General features: G+C 44.2%; 22 protein-coding genes and 1 pseudogene. 3 read left to right on the forward strand and 20 right to left on the reverse strand.

The features are described 5' to 3' along the window. Positions 1-15 precede the first annotated feature (15 nt). The 3 genes from lrgA to lytS all read right to left on the reverse strand — a co-directional run bounded on the left by lrgA (position 16) and on the right by lytS (position 3,074). Positions 16-456 carry an antiholin-like murein hydrolase modulator LrgA gene (gene lrgA, locus AC0OMA_RS14485; protein WP_014477620.1) on the reverse strand — a complete coding sequence of 147 codons (441 nt, stop codon included), beginning with the start codon at positions 454-456 and terminating at the stop codon, positions 16-18. Positions 457-589: 133 nt separating this feature from the next. Next, the gene (lytT, locus tag AC0OMA_RS14490; RefSeq protein ID WP_015251493.1) at positions 590-1,315 is read right to left on the reverse strand and encodes a two-component system response regulator LytT; all 726 of its coding nucleotides are present in this window, start codon (positions 1,313-1,315) and stop codon (positions 590-592) included. After that, positions 1,293-3,074, reverse strand: coding sequence for a two-component system sensor histidine kinase LytS (lytS, locus tag AC0OMA_RS14495; RefSeq protein WP_015384334.1), 1,782 nt, complete (start codon positions 3,072-3,074; stop codon positions 1,293-1,295). The genes lytT and lytS overlap by 23 nt, the downstream gene beginning before the upstream one ends. Positions 3,075-3,240: 166 nt before the next feature. Here lytS and AC0OMA_RS14500 point away from each other — a divergent pair, with 166 nt between their 5' ends. Then, positions 3,241-4,023, forward strand: a complete 783-nt coding sequence (locus AC0OMA_RS14500) for an HAD family hydrolase (protein ID WP_015251491.1) — start codon at positions 3,241-3,243, stop codon at positions 4,021-4,023. A 38-nt stretch (positions 4,024-4,061) separates the two neighbouring features. Here the strand turns inward: AC0OMA_RS14500 and thrS are convergent, their stop codons facing one another. The 9 genes from thrS to AC0OMA_RS14545 all read right to left on the reverse strand — a co-directional run bounded on the left by thrS (position 4,062) and on the right by AC0OMA_RS14545 (position 13,443). Beyond that, on the reverse strand, positions 4,062-5,993 hold the full coding sequence (gene thrS, locus AC0OMA_RS14505) for a threonine--tRNA ligase (RefSeq protein WP_014480529.1): 1,932 nt from the start codon (positions 5,991-5,993) through the stop codon (positions 4,062-4,064). A gap of 395 nt (positions 5,994-6,388) precedes the next feature. Beyond that, positions 6,389-7,234: a putative sporulation protein YtxC gene (gene ytxC, locus AC0OMA_RS14510; protein WP_015384337.1), complete on the reverse strand. Its 846-nt coding sequence runs from the start codon at positions 7,232-7,234 to the stop codon at positions 6,389-6,391. Between the two features lie 78 nt (positions 7,235-7,312). Then, positions 7,313-7,954, reverse strand: coding sequence for a TVP38/TMEM64 family protein (locus tag AC0OMA_RS14515; RefSeq protein ID WP_015384338.1), 642 nt, complete (start codon positions 7,952-7,954; stop codon positions 7,313-7,315). 33 nt (positions 7,955-7,987) lie between these two features. Beyond that, on the reverse strand, positions 7,988-8,923 hold the full coding sequence (dnaI, locus tag AC0OMA_RS14520) for a primosomal protein DnaI (protein ID WP_014480531.1): 936 nt from the start codon (positions 8,921-8,923) through the stop codon (positions 7,988-7,990). 27 nt (positions 8,924-8,950) lie between these two features. Continuing rightward, the gene (gene dnaB / locus AC0OMA_RS14525) at positions 8,951-10,369 is read right to left on the reverse strand and encodes a replicative helicase loading/DNA remodeling protein DnaB (protein ID WP_015384339.1); all 1,419 of its coding nucleotides are present in this window, start codon (positions 10,367-10,369) and stop codon (positions 8,951-8,953) included. A 114-nt stretch (positions 10,370-10,483) separates the two neighbouring features. Continuing rightward, a complete protein-coding gene (nrdR, locus tag AC0OMA_RS14530) occupies positions 10,484-10,942 on the reverse strand; it encodes a transcriptional regulator NrdR (RefSeq protein ID WP_003223586.1) in 459 nt (152 codons plus the stop codon). 273 nt (positions 10,943-11,215) lie between these two features. After that, complete coding sequence (gene speD, locus AC0OMA_RS14535; RefSeq protein WP_003223584.1) at positions 11,216-11,596, reverse strand: adenosylmethionine decarboxylase; 381 nt, start codon at positions 11,594-11,596, stop codon at positions 11,216-11,218. A gap of 238 nt (positions 11,597-11,834) precedes the next feature. After that, complete coding sequence (locus AC0OMA_RS14540) at positions 11,835-12,857, reverse strand: glyceraldehyde-3-phosphate dehydrogenase (protein WP_003229459.1); 1,023 nt, start codon at positions 12,855-12,857, stop codon at positions 11,835-11,837. 205 nt (positions 12,858-13,062) lie between these two features. Then, positions 13,063-13,443 carry a winged helix-turn-helix transcriptional regulator gene (locus AC0OMA_RS14545; RefSeq protein WP_003229458.1) on the reverse strand — a complete coding sequence of 127 codons (381 nt, stop codon included), beginning with the start codon at positions 13,441-13,443 and terminating at the stop codon, positions 13,063-13,065. Between the two features lie 183 nt (positions 13,444-13,626). Here AC0OMA_RS14545 and AC0OMA_RS14550 point away from each other — a divergent pair, with 183 nt between their 5' ends. Beyond that, positions 13,627-14,817, forward strand: a complete 1,191-nt coding sequence (locus tag AC0OMA_RS14550) for an MFS transporter (RefSeq protein ID WP_015483547.1) — start codon at positions 13,627-13,629, stop codon at positions 14,815-14,817. A gap of 23 nt (positions 14,818-14,840) precedes the next feature. After that, positions 14,841-15,683: an aldo/keto reductase YtbE gene (gene ytbE / locus AC0OMA_RS14555; RefSeq protein WP_015483548.1), complete on the forward strand. Its 843-nt coding sequence runs from the start codon at positions 14,841-14,843 to the stop codon at positions 15,681-15,683. Between the two features lie 40 nt (positions 15,684-15,723). On the opposite strand, the gene coaE is transcribed toward ytbE, so the two are convergent. The 8 genes and pseudogenes from coaE to icd form a co-directional block, all read right to left on the reverse strand. Beyond that, the gene (gene coaE / locus AC0OMA_RS14560; protein ID WP_015483549.1) at positions 15,724-16,317 is read right to left on the reverse strand and encodes a dephospho-CoA kinase; all 594 of its coding nucleotides are present in this window, start codon (positions 16,315-16,317) and stop codon (positions 15,724-15,726) included. 15 nt (positions 16,318-16,332) lie between these two features. Next, a pseudogene (gene ytaF, locus AC0OMA_RS14565) lies at positions 16,333-16,983 on the reverse strand (sporulation membrane protein YtaF); the annotation flags it as partial. Positions 16,984-17,131: 148 nt separating this feature from the next. Continuing rightward, positions 17,132-17,962 (reverse strand): DNA-formamidopyrimidine glycosylase, encoded by an 831-nt coding sequence (gene mutM / locus AC0OMA_RS14570; RefSeq protein ID WP_015483550.1) that lies wholly within the window; start codon positions 17,960-17,962, stop codon positions 17,132-17,134. A 22-nt stretch (positions 17,963-17,984) separates the two neighbouring features. Continuing rightward, the gene (polA, locus tag AC0OMA_RS14575) at positions 17,985-20,627 is read right to left on the reverse strand and encodes a DNA polymerase I (RefSeq protein ID WP_015384345.1); all 2,643 of its coding nucleotides are present in this window, start codon (positions 20,625-20,627) and stop codon (positions 17,985-17,987) included. A gap of 243 nt (positions 20,628-20,870) precedes the next feature. After that, positions 20,871-22,610: a sensory box histidine kinase PhoR gene (gene phoR, locus AC0OMA_RS14580; protein WP_015483551.1), complete on the reverse strand. Its 1,740-nt coding sequence runs from the start codon at positions 22,608-22,610 to the stop codon at positions 20,871-20,873. Continuing rightward, positions 22,603-23,325 carry a two-component system response regulator PhoP gene (gene phoP / locus AC0OMA_RS14585; protein ID WP_014477634.1) on the reverse strand — a complete coding sequence of 241 codons (723 nt, stop codon included), beginning with the start codon at positions 23,323-23,325 and terminating at the stop codon, positions 22,603-22,605. Before phoP ends, phoR begins: the two co-directional genes overlap by 8 nt. Positions 23,326-23,536: 211 nt before the next feature. Next, the gene (mdh, locus tag AC0OMA_RS14590) at positions 23,537-24,475 is read right to left on the reverse strand and encodes a malate dehydrogenase (RefSeq protein WP_003237775.1); all 939 of its coding nucleotides are present in this window, start codon (positions 24,473-24,475) and stop codon (positions 23,537-23,539) included. A gap of 43 nt (positions 24,476-24,518) precedes the next feature. Further along, positions 24,519-25,790 (reverse strand): NADP-dependent isocitrate dehydrogenase, encoded by a 1,272-nt coding sequence (gene icd / locus AC0OMA_RS14595; RefSeq protein ID WP_014477637.1) that lies wholly within the window; start codon positions 25,788-25,790, stop codon positions 24,519-24,521. Between the last annotated feature and the right edge of the window lie 95 nt (positions 25,791-25,885).

Here is a 25,885-nt window from a genome sequence, read left to right on the forward strand (position 1 = left end):
AACCTCCTGTTTCCCTTAATGGTGAACGAGTTCGTTATTGTTCTGCGGGCTTTGCACTGTTTTTGTTTTCATGTCCGCTGCGGTTTTGCGTTTTCCGCTCAGCGAAAGAATCAGCTGAGAAAACAATCCCGTAGCCCCCAGCAAAATAATCGTTGCGAGCAGAATGACAAGAACAATTTGCAGGCCGTATTGCTGCATCACACCAAGCGAATTCATAACAGATATACCTGACGGAACAAATAAAAATCCGATCAGAGAGGTTAAAGACGTTCCGAGCGTTTCCACTTGTTCCAGTTTAATGACTTTCAAACATAATAGGAGAAATAATAAGACCAACCCTACAACCGATGCCGGGATAGGTATTGGGACAATAGCGGCAATCATATTCGAAACCAGCATAATGACGGCAAAAATAAATGCTTGTGTTAAAAACCCGTACACTTTTTTAGCACTCATTTTCTTCACCTCTTTCTCTTTGGTACCCTCATTATAAATAAGAATTCCCTGTTATAAAGCGCTTACAAGATAACTTGCCGAATAGCGGGTCTGAGTTGCAGAATCAAATGGCTGAAATGCAAAAAGCCGCCCATCAAATATGGAGCAGCTTTTTCAATTCCTTCGCATATGTCCGGCTGACCGGTATTTTCGATCCGTCTTTCATGATCAGATTATACGTTGAATTAAACCATGGCTGAATTTCTTTAATATATTCGGTATTCACGACAAAGCTCCGATGGACGCGGATAAAATCAGAATCCGGCAGCTTTTTCTCAATCACAACGAGTGTATCGCTGACCGTATAAGAATGATCGAAGGTTTTTACATTGACATGACCATCTTCTGTTCCGGCATAGATAATGTCCTTCGTATCCACAATCACAATCGATTCCCCCACAGATAGCGCGAGCTTGTGCTGGCCAGCATGGCTGTTTTGCTCTGTTTCTACAATATCCCGATTGACTTTTTTATATTTTTTCAGCGTTTGCTGAATTCTTTCTTCATCGAAAGGCTTGGTTAAATAATCAAGAGCGTCCACCTCAAACGCTTTGAGCGCATACTGGTCATACGCTGTCGCAAACACAACAGCAGGAGGATGCTTCATTTTTTTCAATCGCTTTGCGATATCAAAACCGTTTTCTCCGGATAAATCAACATCTAAAAACAGCAAATCAGGTTTTTGATCCATCATTTGGTCAAAAGCGGATTCGATATTTTCCGCTTCATTGATTTCCATTTCCTCATTGGTCCGCTTAAGCAAGTAAGCCAGTTCATCTCTTGCCAGCATCTCATCATCAACTATTAACACCCTGAGCATGTTCTTCTCCCTCTTTCATCTGTTGCATTGGCACTTGAAAGGAAACCTCTGTCCCTTTATGAACCTCACTGCTGATATGCAGTGCAGCCTGCTGTCCGAATAAACCGATCAGCCGCTGATTTAGGTTATAAAGCGCTGTACCGGTTCCCTCCTTAGACGGAAACGGTTTCTTTCCCAGTTCCGACAAGACGTCCGGCGGAATTCCGCGTCCGTTATCCGCCACCTTCATATAGACGGATGCATCATCAGATAAGACACAGACTGTAACCTTGCATATGTCTTGTTTTTTCGGAAACGCGTGCCGAAGCGCGTTCTCGACAAGCACCTGCAAAACAAACGGAGGGATATCAATCTGCTCCAGTCTGCTGTCGATATTAAGCTCAATTTTATATTTCCCGGGAAAACGCGCCTGTTCTAATGACAAATAGGCGTTAAGATGGTTCAGCTCCTTTGAGAGCGGAATCAGCAGCTGTCTCGCTCCTTGAAGGTTTGAACGAAAATAAACACTGAGCTGCAATAGGAGCTTACGGGTTTTTTCAACATCTGTACGGCATAGCGCAGAAATCGTGTTGATCGCATTAAATAAAAAATGCGGATTCACCTGTGCTTGAAGCGCTTTAATTTCAGCATCCTTGAGAAGTTTGCTTTGCAGCTCTGCTTCCCCAAGCTCAAGCTGTGTTGAAAACAGCATGGCCAGCCCCTCGGCAAGTTCCTCCTCTACCTGACTCAGGCCTGCCGGGCTTTTAAAGTACATTTTTAAGGTGCCGATTGTATTGCCGTTCGATGTCAGCGGCAGGACAATTGCAGCGTGCAAAGGGCATTCAGCATGCGTGCATTCAATCTCTTCCTGCGAAATCGCCTTCATAATATGCCCTGTTTTAATCACCTTTTTGGACAGGCCGGTGATCAAGCTTTTCGATGGGATGTGGTGATCCATTCCCGCACCGACATGCGCAAGGATCTTTTCTTTGTCAGTGAGAGACACCGCATCTGTTCCTGTCAGCTTATGGATAATAGCCGCTACACTTTTACAGGAGTTTTCATTTAATCCTTGGCGAAAAAATGGAAGTGTCTGATCAGCAATCGTCAGCACTCGATGCGTTTCGAGAGCCCTTGCCTGTTCTTCCTTGCGAATGATCGCTTGAATAATAGACAGAAAAATAAAACTGCCTGTTCCATTGATGAGTATCATCGGAATTCCGATCATGCTGACAAGCTCCCAAGCGTCACTGAACGGCTTTGCCATCAGCAAAATAATGATCATTTGCAGTGACTCCATGCCGATTCCCACAAGAGCGGCGATGCGCGGTGTCGGCATTCGATATCGCTTCGTAAAATACCTGCCGATCAAGCCTGCAAGAACACCCGCTAAAATAGATGATACGGCACAGCTTAAGGCCGTGCTGCCACCGAGTGAAAAACGATGCAGGCCCGCCAGTATGCCGATCCCAGCCCCTACAAACGGACCTCCGAGAAGGCCCCCGATTTCCACGCCCAAAATACGGGTATTCGCGATAGAGCCCGATGGATCTATCGTAAACACCCAGTCATTGTTTACAATCATATTTCTTTGAATTTCGATGCCTGTATAATTGCTGATGATGCTGAAAAGAGAAAAAATAGAAATTAAAATCGCTTTTCCTTTATAGCCGTCCTGATTCTGAAGAGCTTGTCTGAAAAGTTTCGTATGGGCGAGAATGAACCCTAATATAACAATAATCCCCACTCTCTCCAGCATCATAATCATTAAATGAATCATTCATGTCACCTGTTCTTTCCGTTTTCATTCTAGCATGTTTTCGTTTTACGGCTGACTGTTTTTTTAAAATCGTCTGAAAACATATTTCACAAGGCTTTTATCTATTGTAAAATAAAACATGAGCCTTTTGGCAGAAAGATTTGAATCTGAAGCAGAGGAGAAGATCATGAAAGCCGTATTTTTTGATTTAGATGATACACTACTTTGGGACGAGAAAAGCGTCAGAACAACATTTGCAGAAACTTGCTTACAGGCGGAGAAAAAATATGGCCTTGCCCCTGAGGAATTCGAAGCAGCTGTTCGCGAAGCGGCGAGAGAATTGTACATGTCATATGAGACGTATCCATATACAGTGATGATCGGCATTAACCCGTTTGAAGGATTGTGGTCCAATTTCTCAGAGCCAATCAGTGAAGGCTTTCAAAAGCTGAACAAGATTGTGCCGGAGTACAGAAGAAATGCATGGACAAACGGACTGAAAGCGCTTGGGATCGATGATCCTGCATATGGCGAATACTTGGGAGAGTTTTTTGCGGCAGAGCGTAGAAAACGCCCGTTTGTATATGATGAAACTTTTGCTGTACTCGATCAATTAAAAGGCAAGTATGAATTATTGCTTTTGACAAATGGCGATCCGAGTCTGCAAAAGGAGAAGCTTGCCGGCGTACCTGAGCTCGCTCCTTACTTCAATGAAATCGTCATCTCGGGCGCATTCGGCAAGGGCAAGCCGGATGTTTCAATTTTTGAACACTGCCTTAAGCTGATGAATATTGAAAAAGACGATGCCATCATGGTCGGCGATAATTTGAATACTGATATTTTAGGCGCTTCAAGAGCCGGAATCAAAACCGTTTGGATCAACCGGACGGATAAGAAAAACGAAACTGACGTAACGCCTGATTACATCATCAGCAGCCTTCATGATTTGTTTCCTATATTAGAGAAATAAAAAAGCATGATCTCTTCAATGAGATCATGCTTTTTATTTTATTTTTTCGCTTCAGCTACTGCCTTTTTCACAAACTCATCAAGTGAAATGGTTTCAGAGTTCTGTTCTCCGTATTTACGCACGTTTACCGCTCCGTTTTCTGCTTCTTGGTCACCGACCACCAGCATGTACGGGATTTTTTGCATTTGCGCTTCACGGATTTTGTAGCCGATTTTTTCATCGCGGCTGTCGACTTCAACACGCAGGCCTTCACGCTGCAGGCGTTCCTGCACTTTTTTCGCGTAGTCTAAATGCACAGCCGGAGAAACCGGGATGACTTGGAACTGAACCGGCGCAAGCCATGTCGGCAGCGCGCCTTTGTGTTCTTCGATTAAGAAGGCAACAAAGCGTTCCATTGTTGAAACGACACCTCTGTGAATGACAACCGGACGGTGCTGCTTGCCGTCCTCACCGATGTATGTCAGGTCGAAACGTTCCGGCAATAAGAAATCAAGCTGAACCGTAGACAGTGTTTCTTCTTTTCCGATCGCAGTTTTCACCTGAACATCAAGTTTAGGGCCGTAGAATGCCGCTTCACCTTCTGCTTCGTAATAGTCGTGGCCGATTTCGTCCATTGCCTCTTTCAGCATGGATTGCGCTTTGTTCCACATTTCATCGTCATCAAAATATTTCTCTGTATCTTCCGGATCGCGGTAAGACAGACGGAATGTGTAATCACTTAAACCGAAGTCTTCATATACATCCTGGATTAAACGGACTGTACGGATAAACTCATCCTTAATTTGATCCGGGCGCACAAAGATGTGTGCATCATTTAACGTCATTCCGCGTACCCGTTGAAGTCCTGACAGCGCACCTGACATTTCATAGCGGTGCATCGTTCCAAGCTCCGCAATACGAATCGGAAGCTCGCGATAACTGTGAATGTCTTGTTTGTAAATCATCATATGGTGCGGACAGTTCATCGGACGCAATACAAGTGTTTCATTGTCCATTTCCATCGGAGGGAACATGCCTTCCTGATAATGGTCCCAATGCCCTGATGTTTCATACAGCTCTTTGCTGCCAAGCACAGGTGTGTATACGTGCTCATAGCCGAGGCTGATTTCTTTATCGACAATGTAACGCTCGATGACGCGGCGGATTGTCGCGCCTTTTGGCAGCCAAAGCGGCAGGCCTTGTCCGACTTTTTGAGAGTTCGCGAACAGCTTTAATTCTTTGCCGAGCTTTCTGTGGTCGCGTTCTTTCGCTTCTTCTAGCATACGAAGATGCTCTTCAAGATCAGCTTTTTTGAAGAAAGCTGTACCATATACGCGCTGAAGCATTTGGTTTTTGCTGTCGCCGCGCCAGTATGCGCCAGCAAGGCTTAACAGCTTAAATTCTTTGATTTTTCCGGTTGAAGGAACATGGACGCCACGGCACAGGTCAAAGAATTCGCCTTGCTCATAGATCGAAACGGTTTCTCCTTCAGGAATCGCATCCAATAGTTCAAGCTTCAGGTCGTCGCCGATTTCCGCAAAACGGGCTTTCGCTTCTTCACGGCTGACTTCTTTTCGAACGATCGGAAGGTTCGCATTAACGATTTTTTTCATTTCTTTCTCGATTTTCGGCAGATCCTCCGGTGTAATCGCTTCGTCCATTTCTACATCGTAGTAAAACCCGTTTTCGATAACCGGACCGACGCCGAATTTAACATCCTTGTAGATGCGTTTAATCGCTTGAGCCAGCAAGTGAGCCGTACTGTGGCGCATAATTTGAAGACCTTCTTCTGAGCCTTCTGTAATGATTTCCACTGTACCGTCTTCATTGATCGGCGTTCTCAAATCGATTTCTTTTCCGTTCAGTTTTCCGGCTAATGATTTTTTCTTTAATCCCGGACTGATGGATGCCGCGATATCTTCTGTTGTTGTTCCTTTCGCAAACTCCTTGACTGCTCCATCAGGAAATGTGATTTTTACCATATCTGACATCTTTGTCACTCCTTTTTTTGCATATAAAAACCCCGCCCCCTATGAAAGGGACGAGGTTGAATAAACGGAATCGTGGTTCCACCCTTTTTTCCGCAAAGCCAATACACGGCACCTGCGGCTCTAAGCTCTGTAACGGGAGTTCCCGTCAGCCATTACTGTTCCTTTTCAAGAGGTTCACAGCTGAAGTTCAAAGGCGGTAAAGCGAATGGTCCTTAGCTGGGAAGCTTGCAGCCAGGGCTTCCCTCTCTTTGAGCCGGTATCATTCCTTCGTGTCCTTATCAATACGTGTGTCTTTCTTAATCTCCTATGTATTATAAATTGTTCAATCCAAAAAATCAACACGATCGCGTTTCCTTTTTTAAACCGACAGCCTTATATAAACAGGCTGCCGGCCCTCATCCTTCCGAGTGCTTCACCGGTATTTCTGCATCTGAAAAAGCGTGCAGCGGGAGCATTTCCACTCTCTCTTGAAATACGTTTTGAATGGTCCTTGCCATCATGTGCTCGGGCTGGTCGGTATAAAGCACGACTTCATCAGGCGCAATAGAAATCAGCGGCGCGAGCAAATGAGAATCAATATACATAGGATGATCCCGGACAAATCTCCTGTCTATGTATTTCATTTTTTCCCGTTCCGGCACATAGCGCAGCTCCCATAATGTAAAGGAACCATCATGGACAATATGCACTTTTTTGATTCGCGGCTGTTTGGCGTTTACATAGTCTCTGAGTGTTTGAATAAAGTTTTGATATTCCTGTTCCATCTTATATTCATCAATCGCTGCTTCTGTAATATCTCTCAGCTGCTTATAGTATGATCCAAGTCGGAAGGTCTGAAAGGAGCGAATGTAAAATACTCCTTCCTCTAAACAGATCGTTTGGAGTTCATCCAAAATTGATTGTTTCCGTGAAAGCTTCAGCGGCTCAAACGGAAGATCGTCTGCTTCACCTTCAATAATACTGTGTGCGAGCTGAAGGATTTGCTGCTGTTCATCCTGGTCCGTGAAACAATACGTTTCCTCAATCAATGACAGCATATGCTCGTCTTCTTTGCATTCCAAAAAAAATTTGACCAGAATCGGCTCCATAAAACGCTGAATAGGAAAAGCCGGATTCGCTTTTTCAATCCCGATTTTTCGTATGCCTTCACGGACAATGATATTGTTCCGATCGTCCGAATGCTGAATGAGATGTAAAAAAGCGGCTGCATCATGGTCATCTTCAAAGATTATTTCAAGCATGTTTGTCCCCCCTTACGGCATCTGTTAAAAGTATATGGGGGATGTTTTTAAAATAGACGTAAAGGTCATTGGCAAATCTTAATTTGATTCCTGAAACAAGTTTTGCATTTTCTTTCTGAAGATAAATGGCAGCGAGATAAACACGATATATAGAGCGAGGACAAGAAAGAAAGCTGGCAGATTGCCAGTCAAAAAGCTTGCTCCCAGAACATTCAGCGCAATGGTCCCAGGGATGATTCCTACAGCCGTCGCCGCAAAATACGGCAGCGCTTTGACATTGGAAAGGCCTGCCGCATAGCTGACGAAATCAAAATTGATCGGCAGGATTCTCAAAAGAAAGATATAGAAAAATCCGTTATCCTCCATTTGCTTCTGTATGGCTTCAAGCCTTTCGTAATGCCCGTTCTTTTTCGCCGCAAACAAACCTGCCGCAAAAAACGAAACAGCTGAGGCGCACATCGAACCGAATAACGTATAAAACGTGCCGAGAAGCGGGCCAAACGCAAGTCCGCCAGCTATTGATATAACAGACACCGGAAATAAAACAAGTGGCCTGACGATGGATATCCCGATAAACATCAGAGGTGCAAAGACTCCGAACGACAATACCCATACCCTGATCTCTTTCGGCGATACATTCAAATATATTTTATTTCCCCAAAAGATTAAACCTGCACCTGCCAGCACTGCCAGCCATTTAAAAGCGGTTTTTCGATTCATACCCTCAGTTCCTTCCCCTTTGAACCGCAGCAGTTACGGATGGCGGCGGTTTTCTCCGTCAAGGCGGATCGGAGCAGCCAAATATAATATCCGCTCCATTAATCTTGCCGCTTTTACTTCTTCCTTTTCCCCCCTTTGCGAATACGTAAAATGATGCTTCAGCTCGTCAGGTGAGAAATTAGAAGAAAAGAAAGTAGGCAGCTGCTGGGACATTCTGTGCTGAAGCACCGTTCCGATGACTTCATCCCTTACCCAGCTTGTCATTGATTCTGCTCCGATGTCATCAAGCATCAATACGGGTGTGGTCTTTACCATATTGAGCTTCTCTTCCAATGTCTGGTCTTGCAGCGAATTCTTAAGCTCTCTCACAAATTCAGGCACATAGACAATCATGGAGGAATACTCTTTTTCCGCCAGCTCATTGGCAATCGCAGCGAGCATAAACGTTTTTCCTACCCCGAATTTCCCGTATAAATATAATCCTTTCCCTTTTCCCGTCTCATTATAGCTTTTCAGGAAGTCTGTAACATGCTGAAACATCGCGAGCCTGCTCGGGTCACTGATATCAACTTGCTGGAACGTCGCTCCGAGAAGATCCTGCTGGATATACATGCTTTTCATAAGAGACTTTTGTTTCTTCTGCTGGTCGAGCTTCCGTTTGACTGGACATTCATAATACTCGATATCTATAGACCGCCCATTGACAACAAGCTTCGGATGGTAGCCCTCCAACAAATTGTTGCAGTTTTCATCTTCCGAACAATAGGAGCAATTCTTGCTTTGTTCGATATATTCATAAAGCTTATTTAAACTCTTTTCGATCATTTTTTGGTCAATCACTTCTTCGTTTTCCTTTAAAAATGCTTGAACATCTTGATCTTTCATGACTTTTTCCTTCATTTGTTCAAGACGTTTTTGGAAATCCGGCCTGCCGGTTACGCCCTGCAGGGAACGGCCGATTGGTTCCATCTATTCCTTCACCCCGCATCTCTGTCTTTAATAGGCAGAGTATTTTTTCAGTTTTTGCATTTCTTCCATCATCTTTTTCTTCTGTTCTTCCAAATCCTGCGGATGCAGCTTCTGCTGTCCGGATTCTGAATCAGACGCTGTTTCCTTTTCTGTCATCCAATCAGGAAGCTTTTCTTCACGAATCACTTTTTGGTTTCGTTTCGAAGACTTTGTTTTTCCTTCAGCCCATTCAAGATACTGGCGGTTTTCTTCTATTGCGAGCTTCATCGCTTCCCTGACCGTTTTTACCTTTTTGCGTGCCCAATGCGAAGCGATTTTTTGAATATAGTTTTTCGACAGCTTCATGTCGGTTTTCAGCATGACATAATAAATTAACACATTTGTGACGCCTGGCTCGAGCTTCTGTTCGAACATAATTTCTTCTATGATCTTCAGATCAGCTTTTGACGGCTCTGTTCCGTCAGCAATGTCCTGCAGAAGCTTCTTCGGAGAAATCGCCTCCAGCAATGCGATCAGCTTCCCATCTAGAGAATCCTCTTCTGCCGGTTTTTCGCCTTCACGCAGATGCACCGGCTGTGTTTTTTCCACCAAATCAGGCAGCTGTCCGTTTCTTTCAATTTGATACCAGTCGCTCGCCGCTTTTCTTAATGCCTCCGTCGTAATGACGTCACGCTCATCAATTGCGCTCATCACAACATTTTGCATTTGCAAAGGGTCAATTCCGTACAGATAAGAAAGCTTTTTGATTGTGTCACGCACCTGCTGGGTCATCGCTTTTCTCGGTATCATCGTCTCAGAAAGTCCCGCTAAAAACAAATCAAAATCAAACACATCCTCCGTTATGGTGTAGGACGGAGACTGTCCGACAGAAGTATACTCGGACCCCTCGGCAAGCCTTACCGTTTCCTCCATATCGGATGTGAGCTTCCATTCACTCGGCTGCAGCGATTCAAACGCGTGATTAAACGGCCGCGTAATGTCCTTCGCATCTTCTGTAATGGCCGGGTGCGTAAAAAATTGTTTTAATTGCTGATATTTCGTTTTTCCGACTCTATTATACAGAAAAACATTCAGCATTCCGTCTTCAAAAAATTCATTTGGTCTGAGCGGCGGAAGGAGTTCATATATAAAGAGGCGCTCCTGCCGCTCGGATTCTTTCATATATACTTTCAGCAATCCGATGCCCTCGAGCTTCCCCTGTTCCTGATGGATCGTTTTTAAGTTGGACTGTGTCATCCCCATCAGCTGTCTATGTGTGGACTCTCCGCCCCACAGACGGTTTTGTTCAAGCTCTCCCCACAATGTCATATAAAGAGAGAATGCAACAGGGCCGATTAAGGGCTGGTACAGTTGTGTAATAATTTGTCTGTCGATATCCTGCAGCATCGATCTGCTTTTAACCACATACGGGTCTACAGGCAGTACATCTTTCCAATAGTCAGCCATACATTCTCAAACCTTCCGAATTTGTTTCTACCTTTCATTTTACACCGTTTCTTATATCTATCAAATGCCAATTTTGCACATGAGAAAAGAGCTAGAAGAATCCTCTTAGCTCTTTTAACGCTCTTTCTTTATTAAGTCTTTTAATTCATCGATAAAGACGTTTATATCTTTAAACTGCCGATAGACGGACGCGAACCGCACATATGCGACTTCGTCAATCTTAGCCAGCCGGTCCATGACCATTTCTCCGACGAGCTCACTCTTCACCTCGGAGCAGCCTTGATTGCGAAGCTCTTTTTCAATATCAAAGCACATGTCTTCAAGCGTTTTGAGTGAAACAGGCCTTTTTTCACATGCTTTTATGAGACCGCGCAGCATTTTTTCTCTGCTGAATTCCTCACGCACACCTTCTTTTTTCACGACGATGAGCGGGGTTTCCTCCACTTTCTCAAAGGTCGTAAACCGGTAGTGGCAGGATTCGCACTCGCGTCTTCGGCGAATCGACTTTCCGTCATCCACAGGCCGTGAATCAAGGACTCGTGTTCCGTTATGCTGGCATGAAGGACATTTCAATAAAATCAGCTCCCAACTATATCGTTCCCTGCAATGTATTTTCGGCAGCCTCCGCCTTTTAAAAATAGATGTGACAGCATCTGTCGGGAGAGCCGGTGTTAAATTTGTTTCTTTAGCATTAGGTGGTTTGTGAAAATCTCCTTCTTATTTTACAAAAAAAATGAAAAAAGAAAAAGCTGACACTCTCGTTTCTTTATAAAAATAAAAGGAGCATAAGCTAAAAAGCGCATAATGGCTTTCTAGCTTCAGCTCCCTTTGTGTTCGCAATTTACTTTATAGTACTTTCGCTTGCGCCTGTTTAATCTGCACAGGCCCCATTCCTCTTGGTATTTCAATGTTTTCTCTTGTATCAGCATGTAATGCCTCTGCAATGTAATCAGCAGCGACATTAGGATCTAAGTCTCCACAAGTATAAACATCAATGCTCGCATATCCGTGCTCAGGAAAACTGTGAATCGTTAAGTGTGATTCAGAAATAATCACAACTCCGCTTACGCCTTGCGGTGCAAATTTGTGAAATGCAACCTCGCGCACCTCAGCACCTGATTTTAGAGCAGCATTTACAAACGTTTTTTCAATAAAATCCATGTCATTCAGCTTATCAAAATCGCATCCCCATAGCTCGGAGATAACGTGACGCCCCATTGTTTCCATAGTCATGGACCCCCCTTAACAAGAATTAAAAAGTGAAATTCCAACAACTGGGTCGGCCATTTACCACGGGGGAAAGTTAGTCCGGAGAGGTCCTAACCCTTTAAGTAATTCCGAAACAGTCTCAAGCAAGAAGTTCACGAAAAATAGTATACTGTGTTTAAGTCTAATTTGCAAGGTGCGTTTTTTCAGAAATATGTTGTTAAGGGTTTTTTCTTTAAAATGTGTCCATGACCTTATTTTATACAGCAGACGGATGTTTCATTCGTGCCGCTACATGGCGGATCAGATCAACAACTCTGCAGGAGTAGCCCCATTCGTTGTCATACCACGCCAGCACCTTTACTTTCCTGTCTTCCATTACCATTGTTGTAAGCCCGTCAATGACCGCTGAATGCGGATTCGTATTATAATCAGTCGAAACGAGCGGTTCATCTGAGTAATCAAGTACACCGTACATCGACGTTTTGGCAGCGCGTTTAAATGCCTCGTTTACTTCTTCAGCCGTAACATCCGTTTTCAGATCAACAACGAGATCAACCAATGAGACGTTCGGAACAGGGACACGCAAGGCGAGGCCGTGAAGTTTTCCTTTCAGATGCGGCAGCACAAGCGAAAGCGCCTTTGCCGCTCCTGTTGTCGTCGGAATGATGGATTCACCGCAAGCCCGCGCCCGGCGCAAATCTTTGTGCGGGTTATCAATATTTTTTTGGTCATTCGTATACGCATGAACTGTAGTCATCAGACCGCTCTCAATGCCAAACTCTTCATCCAGCACTTTTACAACAGGCGCAAGGCAATTTGTCGTGCATGACGCATTTGAAATAATGACATGGCGCTCTGCGTCGAATTGGTCCTCATTTACGCCCATCACAATGGTAACGTCTTCATTTTTTCCCGGAGCGGTCAAAATCACTTTTTTTGCGCCTGCTTCTATATGGCCCATCGCTTTATCTTTAGCATTAAACTTCCCTGTTGCTTCGACGACTATGTCAATATCATATTCCCGCCAAGGCAGCTGTTTTGGATCACGGCTGTTTAACAAAAGCACTTTCTTTCCATTTACGATCAGGCTGTCTTCACCAGCCACAACCTCTTTATCGTATCTGCCGTGAATTGTGTCATACTTTATTAAATGAGCCAGCGTTTCTGCGGAATAGCTGGCGTTAATGGCCACTACTTGAATTTGATCGTCTAACATCGCTTTTCTAAAAACCATTCTTCCGATTCTTCCAAACCCGTTGATCGCTACTTTTACCTTCATGTTGGACACCCCTTATCAATTATGCCATCCTAATTTGTTACTATCTAAAATTAGTATAACACATTAAAACAAATTCGCCAGTACATATTGATAAAAATCAACGATTATAACGCTAATTTATGATGCATCTTATGTTTTCTTGCACAGAATATCAGGCGTAAGAACCAAAAAGCAGCCAGCGCTCCGCACTGACTGCCCTCATGCTTTATGATTCCTGTTTTAACTTATCATTGAGCACACTTTCTTCTAGCACAGAAAATGTATCCCCGTACACTCTGTTAATATGATTCGCTCCCCAAGCACACAGCATATCTAAAATTCCTTCTAAGCTGCGGCCGTATTCGCTGAGCTCGTATTCCACTTTGGGAGGAACTTGATTATATACGATTCGGTTAATGACACCGTCCGCTTCCAGCTCGCGCAGCTGCTGAGTCAGCATTTTTTGCGTGATATTGGGCATTAGGCGTTTTAATTCACTTGTGCGTTTTTTTCCGTGCGTTAGATGGCATAAAATGACGCATTTCCATTTCCCTCCAATCACTTCAAGGGTCGCTTCAACAGAAATGTTATATTTTTTCTTCTCCATACAATCCATTCTCCTCACAGGCACCAAAAAGTGACTATAGCACTTAAAAGTACGTACTTTTATTTCTTAACGATATGTTTCATAATCACATTTGCCGGCTGATTTGAATCTGCTCTTTTTTATTTATATAGCTTACTCGGCAGAATTTCAATCATACAACACATCTTACAAAGGAGGAACATCATGACTTCAGCCAATAAAAGCAGTATTCCTGCACTACTAGCTTTGGCCGTAAGTGCATTCGCAATAGGGACAACTGAATTTATCAGTGTCGGCCTTTTGCCGCTCATTGCTGATGACCTGGATATTCCAGTCACGACAGCAGGATTGACCGTTTCCCTTTATGCGCTCGGCGTTACATTTGGGGCACCTATATTAACTTCATTGACCTCAAGCATGTCACGTAAGACACTATTGCTTTGGATCATGTTTATTTTTATTGCCGGTAATACGATGGCAGCAACCGCTTCAAGCATCGGGATTTTACTAGCTGCACGTGTAATATCGGCATTTTCGCACGGTGTGTTTATGTCGATCGGTTCGACAATCGCAGCGGATATTGTCCCGGAAGATAAAAGGGCTAGCGCGATTTCAATTATGTTTACTGGCCTCACTGTGGCAACTGTAACCGGAGTTCCTTTTGGGACATTTATCGGCCAGCAGTTTGGCTGGCGTTTCGCCTTTATGGTCATTATCGCCGTCGGAATCATTGCTTTCATTACAAATGGCATTCTTGTACCGTCCAAATTACGAAAAGGGACGAAAACAACGATGCGGGATCAATTGAAGCTTGTGACAAACAGCCGGTTATTGCTTTTATTTGTCATTACAGCGCTTGGATACGGAGGAACATTCGTTGTGTTCACGTATCTGTCTCCCCTGCTTCAGGAAGTAACAGGCTTCAAAGCCGGGACTGTTGCAGTGATTCTGCTCGGATACGGAATAGCTATTGCTATCGGCAATATGATTGGCGGAAAGCTGTCAAACCGAAATCCGATCGCCGCTTTATTCTATATGTTTATCGTACAGGCAATTGTTCTATTCGTACTGACATTTACAGCCCCGTATCAAGCAGCTGGGCTCATTACCATTCTCTGTATGGGATTGCTGGCCTTTATGAACGTGCCCGGCCTTCAGGTGTATGTCGTCATGCTGGCTGAGCGTTTTGTCCCGAGTGCAGTTGACGTCGCATCCGCGATGAATATCGCTGCTTTTAATGCAGGGATCGCGCTTGGGTCATACCTTGGCGGTGTGATCACCGATTCAATCGGATTGATTCATACCGCTTGGATAGGCGGATTAATGGTGGTCGGTGCAGTCATTTTAACAGGCTGGAGCCGCTTGATGGAAAAACGAGATCGGCAGGAAGCCTGACAATTTTAAAGGAGGAAATGATCATGACAACACATTTACAAGCAAAAGCAACACTTCATAATGGGGTGGAAATGCCTTGGTTCGGCCTCGGCGTGTTCCAAGTGGAAGAAGGATCTGAACTGATAAACGCAGTTAAAACTGCCATTGTTCACGGGTACCGCAGTATTGATACTGCAGCAATCTATGGAAATGAAGCTGGAGTCGGAGAAGGGATTCGGGAAGGCATTGAAGAAGCAGGCATTTCAAGAGATGATCTGTTTATCACATCGAAAGTATGGAATGCGGATTTAGGCTACGAGGAAACACTCGCCGCGTTTGAAACAAGCCTGTCCAAACTCGGTCTGGATTATTTGGATCTATACCTCATCCACTGGCCTGTAGAAGGAAAGTATAAAGAAGCTTGGAGAGCGCTTGAAACGCTGTATAAAGAAGGCCGTATCAAAGCGATTGGCGTAAGCAACTTCCAAATTCACCATCTTGAAGATCTGATGACGGCAGCTGAAATTAAGCCTATGATTAACCAAGTGGAATTTCACCCGCGCCTTACACAAAAAGAGTTGATAAGATACTGCCAAAATCAGGGCATCCAGATGGAGGCTTGGTCACCTTTAATGCAGGGGCAGCTGCTGGATCATCCTGTATTGGCTGACATCGCTCAAACATATAATAAATCTGTCGCACAAATTATTTTGCGCTGGGATCTGCAGCATGGCATCATTACGATTCCTAAATCAACGAAGGAACACCGCATTAAAGAAAATGCAAGCGTATTTGACTTTGAATTAACGCAGGATGACATGAACCGAATCGATGCACTGAATGAAAACTTGCGCGTCGGTCCTGATCCGGACAACTTTGATTTTTAATGGCAAAAAAACACCGTTCAATATGAACGGTGTTTTTTGATTATGCCCAGCTGTTCATGATTTCATCAAGCTGCCTTTTGGTCTCTTCAAGCGTGCCGCTGTTATCAATGACTTGATCTGCTCTTGCAGTTTTTTCCTCTAAGGGCATTTGAGAGCGGATACGGCTGACTGCTTCTTCTTCCGTCAGCTGATTGCGCTTCATCAGACGTTCCAGTTGAAGCTCTTTTGTCACACTGACCACAATAATTTTATCAACCAATGATTCCAATTTGCTTTCGAACAATAGCGGGATATCCAATACAACAAATGTCTCCCGATTTGCAACGGCTTCATCACGGCGATTGAGCATTTCCTGCCTGACTGCGGGATGAACAATTGCATTTAAAGCGAGACGCTTTTGTTCATTTGTAAATACCAGTGCCCCAAGCTTTTTCCGATCTATATCGCCATTTGGGAGCAGAATGTCTTCACCGAATTCGTCAATGATTTGCCGGTAGGCCGGCATCCCTTTTTCTACCGCTTGTTTTGCAATGATATCTGCATCTATAACTGTTATTCCTTTTTCAATCAGCATATTGGCTACCGTGCTTTTGCCGCTAGCTATTCCTCCCGTTAAACCAATGACTAAGGTCAAGAGATCCACTCCTTTTTACAATTTCCAGAGCCCAATCGTGATTAATAGAAGCCCCGGCAAAAACGCCATTTTATCGATCCATTTCCACTTAGACAGAAAATGGCCGGCATTGATTCCAATTGATACAAACAGCGAGCTCATGATTGCCACGGCAATGCTCATCACAATCGGTGAAAAACCGAGAATGGCTGCGCCTATACCTGCTCCAAAGGCATCAATCGATAAGGCAAATCCCAATAAGACCGCCTCAATTCCATTGATCACACCCGATTTGTCGATATCCGCACTCATGGGTTTTCTCAAAATATGAATCACAATCCCTAATGACCGAACCTCTAAATTAAGCAGTGTTTTTTCATGCAAGAGGTATTCTTTATCTTTTGCCGGTTTGAAAAATTGATACAGAACCCACGCACCGATTCCAACCAATATCAAACCGCCAAGCTTCTCCGTCACATATACAGGAAAAAACTTCGTGAGAAAACTTCCGATCAGCATGGATATAAACATGACAGCACCGGAACAGCAGGCGATAACCAAAATCGCTTTAAACGGTATTTTCATTTTTCTCAATCCGTACGTAAATCCGACTGAAAAACTGTCCAAGCTGACAGCCAACGCCAGCAGCAGTATAGAAACCATTTGCATATCCGTTTCTTCCTTTCTGTTGGTGCTCTTGTATCAGATGTGAAATGCCCGGGATTCATCACAATCATATATATGGGAAAGTGAAAAATCCGTGTTTCGAAAATGGCATCCTCCATTACAGAGTTACTGATATATGCACCGACAGCTTGGACGATGAAGCATTATGCTACTTTTTTTTCTGGCACTTTGCGCAAAAGTGCGTGCCTCTTCCTCCAACGACAATTTTCGAAATCATCGTGCCGCAATTTTTGCATGGCTCGTCTTTTTTTCCGTACACAAAATGCTGCAGCTGGAACATTCCGATTTCCCCTTGGGAGTTGATATATGAACGGACTGTGCTTCCGCCCGCATCAATCGCCTCCTGCAGAGTGTTTTTGATTTCAGCGTGAAGGGTTTTGATTATTTTATCTGATAATTGATTTGCTTTTGTCTCGGGATGGACACCCGCTCTGAAAAGAGCCTCATCCACATAAATGTTCCCTAGTCCAACTACCGTTTTTTGATCCAGTAGGGCAGTTTTGACAGCGCGGTTTGTTTTCGCAAGCCGTTCTTTTAAATACGCACTCGTAAATTCTTCTGCATCCGGCTCCGGACCTAACTGAGAAAGCGGGAGCTCGCCCGCTTCTTCTCCCGGTTTAAATAAGTGCATGGTTCCAAATTTCCGCACATCCCTGTACCGAAGCTGGGTTCCATCCGTCATCGTGAATATGACATGCACGTGTTTATCGTCAGGCTCCTCGGCTTGATGAAGACCGTATTTTCCTTCCATTCGAAGGTGAGAAACCATAACATAATGATCTAAATGAAACAGTAAAAACTTTCCCCGTCTTCCGATGGACTGTATCGTTTCTCCTGCTAGTTTTCGCGCAAATTCCTCCGGTTCGGCAGGCCGTTTGATGATATTCGGCCATCTGATCTCTACCGATTTGATTGTTTTTCCCTTTACAAGCCCGGTCAGAGTGCGCCGGACTGTCTCAACCTCTGGTAATTCCGGCACATCCATCACTTCCTATCTCTGTTTATTTCGCATCGTACCAAGATGGGCCTGATGCAAAGTCCACCTTTAACGGCACATCTAATGCAAGCGCATGCTCCATCACTTCAGGAACAAGCTTTTCAAGAATTTCAATTTCTTCCTTTGGCGCCTCAAAAATCAATTCATCGTGTACTTGAAGCAGAAGCCTTGCTTTCAACTGTTTTTCTTTCAGCTTGGCAGCCATGTCAATCATGGCTTTTTTGATAATATCAGCGGCGCTTCCTTGAATCGGCGTATTCATGGCCGTCCGCTCCGCAAAACTTCGGATATTAAAGTTCCGGCTCGTCAGCTCAGGGATGTAGCGGCGGCGATGCATAAGCGTTGTTACGTATCCTTTTTGTTTCGCTTCCTGTACTGAATCTTCCATGTACGCTTTTACGCCTTGGAAGCTTTCCAGATAGCGGTCGATAAATGCTCCCGCTTCCTTCCGAGTAATGCCGAGGTTCTGTGACAGACCGTAATCGCTGATCCCGTAAACAATGCCAAAGTTGACCGCTTTCGCCTGGCGTCTCATCGCAGATGTCACTTCATCCTTAGCGACATGGAACACATCCATTGCCGTTTTCGTGTGAATATCCATATCATTTGTAAAAGCTTCGATCAGATTTTCATCCTTTGAAATATGGGCAAGCACCCGCAGCTCGATTTGTGAATAATCGGCTGCAAAAATGAGCCAGTCTTTTTCAGACGGCACAAAAGCTTGGCGAATTTTCCGCCCTTCCTCAAGCCTGATCGGAATGTTTTGCAGGTTCGGATCAGTCGAGCTGAGACGGCCAGTTTGCGTTAAGGCCTGGTTAAATCGCGTGTGCACTTTATGCGAATCCGGTCTCGTCACCTTTAAAAGCCCTTCGATATATGTTGATTGAAGCTTGCCAATTTGTCTGTACTGTAAAATATAGTCGACAATATCATGCTTGTCAGCCAGCTTTTCAAGCACATCGGCAGACGTAGAATAGCCTGTTTTCGTTTTCTTTACGACAGGAAGACCGATCTTTTCAAATAAGATGACGCCTAGCTGCTTCGGAGAATTGATGTTAAACGGCTCTCCCGCAATCTCATGGATTTTTTCTTCATATTCCTTCAGCTTCGCACCCAGTTCTTCACCCATCCGTTTTAAACGGTCAACATCGACCTTGACGCCAGTTGATTCCATTTCGCCGAGAATAAGCGCAAGAGGCATTTCCAGCTCTTCAAACAGTTCAAGCTGGTCGTTGTTTTCCAGCTCCTGAACGAGCTTTTCCCGAAGGCTTTGAATCGCTAACGCTTTTCGGCCAAGGTGCTCAGACAGTACGTCTTCTGACGGCACTGCTCGTTTTGCTCCTTTTCCATAAACTGATTCATCACTTGAAACGATATGCAGGCCGTAATCCTTAGCCACACTCGCAACGTCGTCATATGAATTGCCCGGGTTGATGATATAAGCCGCAAGGAGCGTATCAAACTCGGCTCCTTTCAGCTCAATGCCCTGCCAGCGCAAAGCGACAACAGCCCGCTTGCTGTCGAAGACCCATTTCTTCTGATCGTCATTTTCCACCCATTCTTTAAACACCTCAGACTCAACGGCAATGTCTTTCGGAATGAAATAAGCTCCCGTTTCATTTACGATCGAAAATCCGAGAATCGGCTCTTCATGATAATTATCGCCAATCTGTTCAACGACAAATGCGGATGGAGAAACCAATATATCGCTTGTCACGTCTGTGACTGTTTTGACATTAATGTCTTCCAACGATTGATCCTGTTCTGCTTCTGCACTGTCTTCTCCAAGCCGTTCAAGAAGCGTGTTGAAGCCAAGATCTTTAAAGATGGCAATGACCTGTTCACGATTAAAGCCTTGATATTCCAGAGCGGAAACAGATACCTCAATCGGAGCATCTGTCATAATTGTCGCAAGCTCCTTGCTCATCAATGCTTGATCCTTAAACTCCTCAAGCTTTTCCTTCAATTTCTTTCCGCTCACCTCGTCAATGGACTCCAGCAGCTTTTCAACGGAATCAAATTGTTTTAAAAGCTTAATCGCAGTCTTTTCTCCGACGCCGGGCACACCCGGAATATTATCTGAGGAATCGCCCATCAGACCCTTCATGTCAATGATTTGTTCAGGCGTAAGCCCATATTTCTCTTTGACATGCTCCGGTGTGTAAAATTCAACGTCGGTAATTCCCTTTCTCGTAATGGCAACTGTCGTTTTGTCCGTTGCCAGCTGGGTTAAATCCTTATCCCCTGAGAAAACCTTAACTTCAAATCCGTCTTTTTCAGCCGATTTGGCCAGTGTGCCGATAATATCATCCGCTTCATATTGTTCCAGTTCATAGCGGCTGATCTGGTAGGCATCCAGCAGCTCGCGGATAAACGGCATTTGTTCGGAAAGCTCAGGCGGAGTTTTCTGTCTGCCGCCTTTATATTCTTTAAATGTGCCGTGACGAAATGTTGTTTTCCCGGCATCAAACGCAACCAGCATGTGCGTCGGTTTTTCATCCTCAAGCATTTTCATCAAAATCATCGCAAAGCCGTATACAGCATTCGTATGAACACCTTTATCATTGCTTAACAGCGGCAATGCAAAAAACGCCCGGTAAGCCAGACTGTTTCCGTCTACAAGCACTAATTTTTTTCGTTCCGTCATTCAATTTCCTCCTAAGAAGCCTCAGGCTTCCATTCATCTCTTACATAGTCATTAGCTCCTCTTATTTTAACAAAGTTCAATTTGAAAGGAAAATACGTGAACTATAAGAGAAGACACAAAAAAGGACGGGAACACAAATAGGTTCCCGCCGTCAAAATTGGCTCCTTGGATGAAGGGGTTCTACTACATCCTACCAGCATAGGTTTAACAGTGCATGAAGATATTGTTAAACCTTTGTAAACATTAGGCGGACTTTTCAGCGGCCCGTTTCAACGTCACGGTAAAGACAGTTCCCCGTCCAGGCTCGCTTGTGACATCAATTTTCCCTTCATGAGCCTCTATTAAATGCTTGACAATCGCAAGGCCCAGCCCTGTTCCGCCCGAATTCCTGCTTCTGTCTTTATCTACGCGGTAAAAGCGTTCAAAGATGCGCGGAATTTCTTCTTTCTGAATTCCGATTCCAGAATCGGCAACCTCAATCTGAATGTCTTTTTCTCTGGGCTTTACATTGATAGCCACGGAGCCCCCCTCAGGCGTGTAGGTTAACGCATTGTTTACGAGATTAAGAAATACCTGTTTCAGCCTGTACGGGTCACCAGATACATATTGAGGGTCTTTCGGGACATTCAGTTGCAAGGAGATGCCTTTCTCATCCGCCTTATGCTTCAGAAGCGTTTCAATCTCACCAAGCATTTTGGCCGGATCAAACGTTTCGATACTGAGCGTGAAATTTTGCTGCTCGATTTTTGAGAGATCGAGCAAATCCTGAACCAAAGACTGAAGCCTTTCGCTTTCCTTAAGAATAATAGAGAGAAATTCAGAAAGCGCCTCTTTATCCTCCATCGCCCCGTCCAATAACGTCTCCGTAAACCCTTTTATAGACGTAATCGGCGTTTTCAGCTCATGAGAAACATTGGCCACAAAATCCTTCCTCATCTGCTCTAATTTCTTTGTTTCCGTCATGTCATGGAAAACAAGCACAATTCCTTTCCATTCATCGTCCGGCCCCATAATCGGAACGCCGTCCACTTCAAAATAACGCCGTTCTATTTTGATCGGCAGTCTTAACAGCTTGCATTTCTTTGTCTCCGTCATAAAAATGTCTTCGACAAGCTGGATCACTTCTTCATGTTCAAATGCATCGTGATAAAGACGGCGCAGCATATGATTCGGATTGATATGAAACTGCTTGGCGTAAGACCTGTTTACGAGATTAATAAAGCCTCTTCCGTCGATCATAATCAGCCCGGAGCCAATGTTTTCAATGACTGTCAGCAGCCGATCCCGCTGCATTTCCTGCGTTCGCGTCATTTCCATCAGATCAATGGCAAGGCTGTTCATCGCATGTCCTAGCTTATCAGAACGCCTAATATAGCCGCCGTATGTCCGTGCATCGTAGTTGCCCTTAGAGAGTTCTGTGGCTACATTTGTGGCTGACTCAATTGACCTTTTATAACGTGAGGTCATGCTGGAATAAAAATAAACAATGACGATAAATGCGGTACAAAGACTGGCCGTCAGCATCCCCCACAATTCGCCTTTTAAGCCGTCGCTTTTTCCAGAGGCGGAAAGCAGCACATATCCTGTTTTTTCACCTTCGCTTCTAAGTGAAAGTCCGTAATAAAGCTTGTTATCTGTTGTTGACAGAATCCCCTCATGGCCAGAAACAAGCGCCTGCACCTTTTGGGAATCAGCCGCTCTCCCGTTTGACCCATACAGCACCTTGCCGTCTGTATCGATAACGGATGCGCTCACATCAAGCGCGCCGCCTGCATCTTTAATGATTTTCTCATTTGCTTGATCATTCAGATTGCCGGCATCAAGAAGCGAAGCCAAGTATTTTGCTTCTTTTTCAATGTGTTCCTCTGCTTTCCTTTGATCAGATGTTTCAAAAAGCTGCTGTAAAAACAGCCCGAGGACACAAAACACCAGAATCATACAGACAACGAATACAGAAAAAAGGCGCACACGGTATTTATTCATTCATTTTTGGCTCCTCCAGTTTATACCCCAATCCCCTAATCGTTTTAATGTAGATCGGTTTTTTGGTATTGTTTTCAATTTTGTCGCGAAGATGGCTGATGTGCACATCAACAATTCTCGTATCTCCGGCAAAATCATAATTCCAGACTGCGCTCAGCAACAGGTCTCTCGTCAGAACTCTGCCTTTATGTCTGCCTAAATAGAGCAGCAGTTCGAATTCTTTCGGTGTCAGTTCAAGCTGACTTTCTTTAAAGTACGCTTCATAATGATCAGGCAGGATTTTCAGATCGCCAATTACGATCTGGCCTTCCATTTCATCATTCTTCATCTCACTAGAGGGCGCAGCCATTTCCGAACGCCTTAAAATCGCTTTTACTCTCGCATTTACTTCCCTTGGACTGAACGGCTTGGTCATATAATCATCAGCACCGAGCTCAAGCCCTAATACTTTGTCGAATTCCTCATCCTTCGCTGTCAGCATTAAAATGGGAAACATCAGTTTTTGCTGTCTCAGCTGCTTGCATACTTCGATTCCGTCCAATTTTGGAAGCATCACATCAAGCACAATCAAATCAGGCTTCTCTGTTTCCGCTTTTTTGAGTGCTTCTTCCCCATCCGAGGCGGTAATGACATCATAGCCTGACCGTTCCAAATTGTACTGTAAAAGAGTAACAATAGATTCTTCATCATCCACAACTAAAATTTTCTTGTTCATGCTGTGCCTCCAGTATTATAATTCCCCGACATCCTATTTCTCTATTTTATGTCATCTTAACATGTTTCATGATTTTATTTTAGCGAAAGCAGGACATTCCGACAATTCGCCTTTTACATCATTTTTAAAAGAAATATAGATGTGCATGATAACGCTTTCATTTATAGTAAAAAGAGAAAGGCTGTATTAAGCAAGCCTTTCTCTCTTTTTATTAGGATAATACTTTCATGACATTTTTGACAGATTCAACTGATTTATTCAGCTGCGCTCTTTCATAGTCTGTCAGTTCAAGTTCAATGATTTGCTCAAGACCGTTGCCGCCTACAATTGTAGGAACACCAAGGTAGATGCCTTCATAGCCGTATTCCCCTTCAAGATAAGCAATTGTAGGAAGGACGCGGCGCTGATCTTTCAAGATCGCTTCGACCATTTCTGTCAGAGAAGCCGCAGGCGCATAATACGCGCTTCCGTTTCCAAGAAGATTCACGATTTCGCCTCCGCCTTTTCTAGTGCGCTCCACAATTGCGTCAATCCGTTCTTTCGGAATAAGAGTTTCAAGCGGGATACCGCCAGCATAAGAATAACGCACAAGCGGCACCATATCGTCACCGTGTCCGCCGAGTACGAAACCAGTCACATCTTTCACTGACAGGTTTAATTCCTCTGCCACAAATGTTCTGAATCTTGCCGTATCAAGCACACCGGACTGGCCGATTACACGCTCTTTAGGGAAGCCTGATTCTTTGTACACCGCGTATGTCATTGCATCAACAGGATTTGTCAGCACCACAATAATAGAGTCAGGAGAATATTTCACGATTTCCCGCGTAACGCTTCTCATAATCTTTTCGTTTGTAGAGACCAGATCATCTCTGCTCATACCAGGTTTTCTTGCGATACCGGCTGTAATGACAACAATGTCAGAGCCAGCTGTATCCTCGTAATTAGATGTTCCCGTAATTTTTGCGTCAAAGCCTTGAACTGGGCTTGCTTCAAGCATATCAAGCGCTTTTCCCTTTGTCGGGTTCTCCAATTGCGGAATGTCAACAAGAACAACGTCTGCCAGCTCTTTTTGAGCGATTAAAAATGCAGTTGTAGCTCCGGTAAAACCTGCTCCGATAACAGAAACTTTTTTACGAGTATTTCCCATGTCTCTCTTCTCCTTTATGGCTAGTTTTAGGCTTTTTCCTTGCTTAGTCCATGTTTTTGATCAGTTCTTCTCCGAACTCTGAACATTTCACTTCAGTCGCCCCGTCCATTAATCTAGCAAAATCGTAAGTTACGACTTTGGAAGCGATTGTTTTTTCCATAGATTTGATAACCAAATCAGCCGCTTCGTTCCATCCTAAATGCTCAAGAAGCAGAACGCCTGAAAGAATAACTGAAGATGGGTTTACTTTATCAAGGCCTGCATATTTAGGAGCCGTTCCGTGCGTCGCCTCGAAAATCGCATGTCCTGTTTCGTAGTTGATGTTCGCTCCAGGAGCAATGCCGATTCCGCCGACTTGCGCAGCAAGAGCATCAGAAATGTAATCTCCGTTCAAGTTCATTGTCGCAACGACATCAAACTCGTTTGGACGCGTTAAGATCTGCTGAAGGAAAATGTCAGCAATGCTGTCTTTGATAATGATTTTTCCTGCTGCTTCCGCTTCGCTTTGCGCTTTGTTGGCAGCGTCTTTTCCTTCTTCTTCAGCAATGCGGTCATATTGAGCCCATGTGAAGACTTTATCTCCGTATTCTTTTTCAGCAAGTTCATAGCCCCAGTTTTTGAAGGCGCCTTCTGTGAACTTCATGATGTTTCCTTTGTGAACAAGCGTTACAGATTTGCGGCCATGCTCGATCGCATAATCAATGGCAGCTCTGACCAAGCGGCTTGTTCCTTCTTCTGAAACAGGCTTAATGCCGATACCTGATGTCTCAGGGAAACGGATTTTGTTGACGTTTAACTCATTTTGAAGGAAGCTGATAAGCTTTTGCACTTCTTCAGAGCCTTTTGCATACTCGATGCCTGCGTAAATATCTTCTGTATTTTCACGGAAGATGACCATATCAGTATCTTCAGGGCGTTTTACCGGTGACGGCACTCCAGTAAAGTATCTTACAGGTCTTAAGCAGACGAATAGGTCAAGCTCTTGTCTGAGCGCTACGTTCAAAGAACGGATACCGCCGCCGACAGGTGTCGTTAACGGGCCTTTAATCGCGATGAAATATTCGCGGATCACATCTAATGTTTCAGCAGGGAGCCACTCACCTGTTTTATTATAAGCCTTTTCTCCGGCGTAAACTTCTTTCCATGTAATTTTCTTTTCGCCTTTGTATGCTTTTTCTACTGCTGCTTCCAAAACCTTCGAAGCCGCGTTCCAAATATCAGGACCGGTTCCGTCTCCTTCGATAAATGGGATAATCGGGTTGTTTGGTACGTTTAATACTCCGTTAGAGACTGTAATTTTTTCACCTTGTGCCACAATAAAAACCTCCCAGTATGTAATTCATATTTAGAAAACATTTTATTTTTCTTATATAGAAAACAAAATGATTTTTCCCAACATTCAATTTAAAG

The sequence above is a fragment of the Bacillus sp. AMCV2 genome (genome assembly GCF_056033925.1).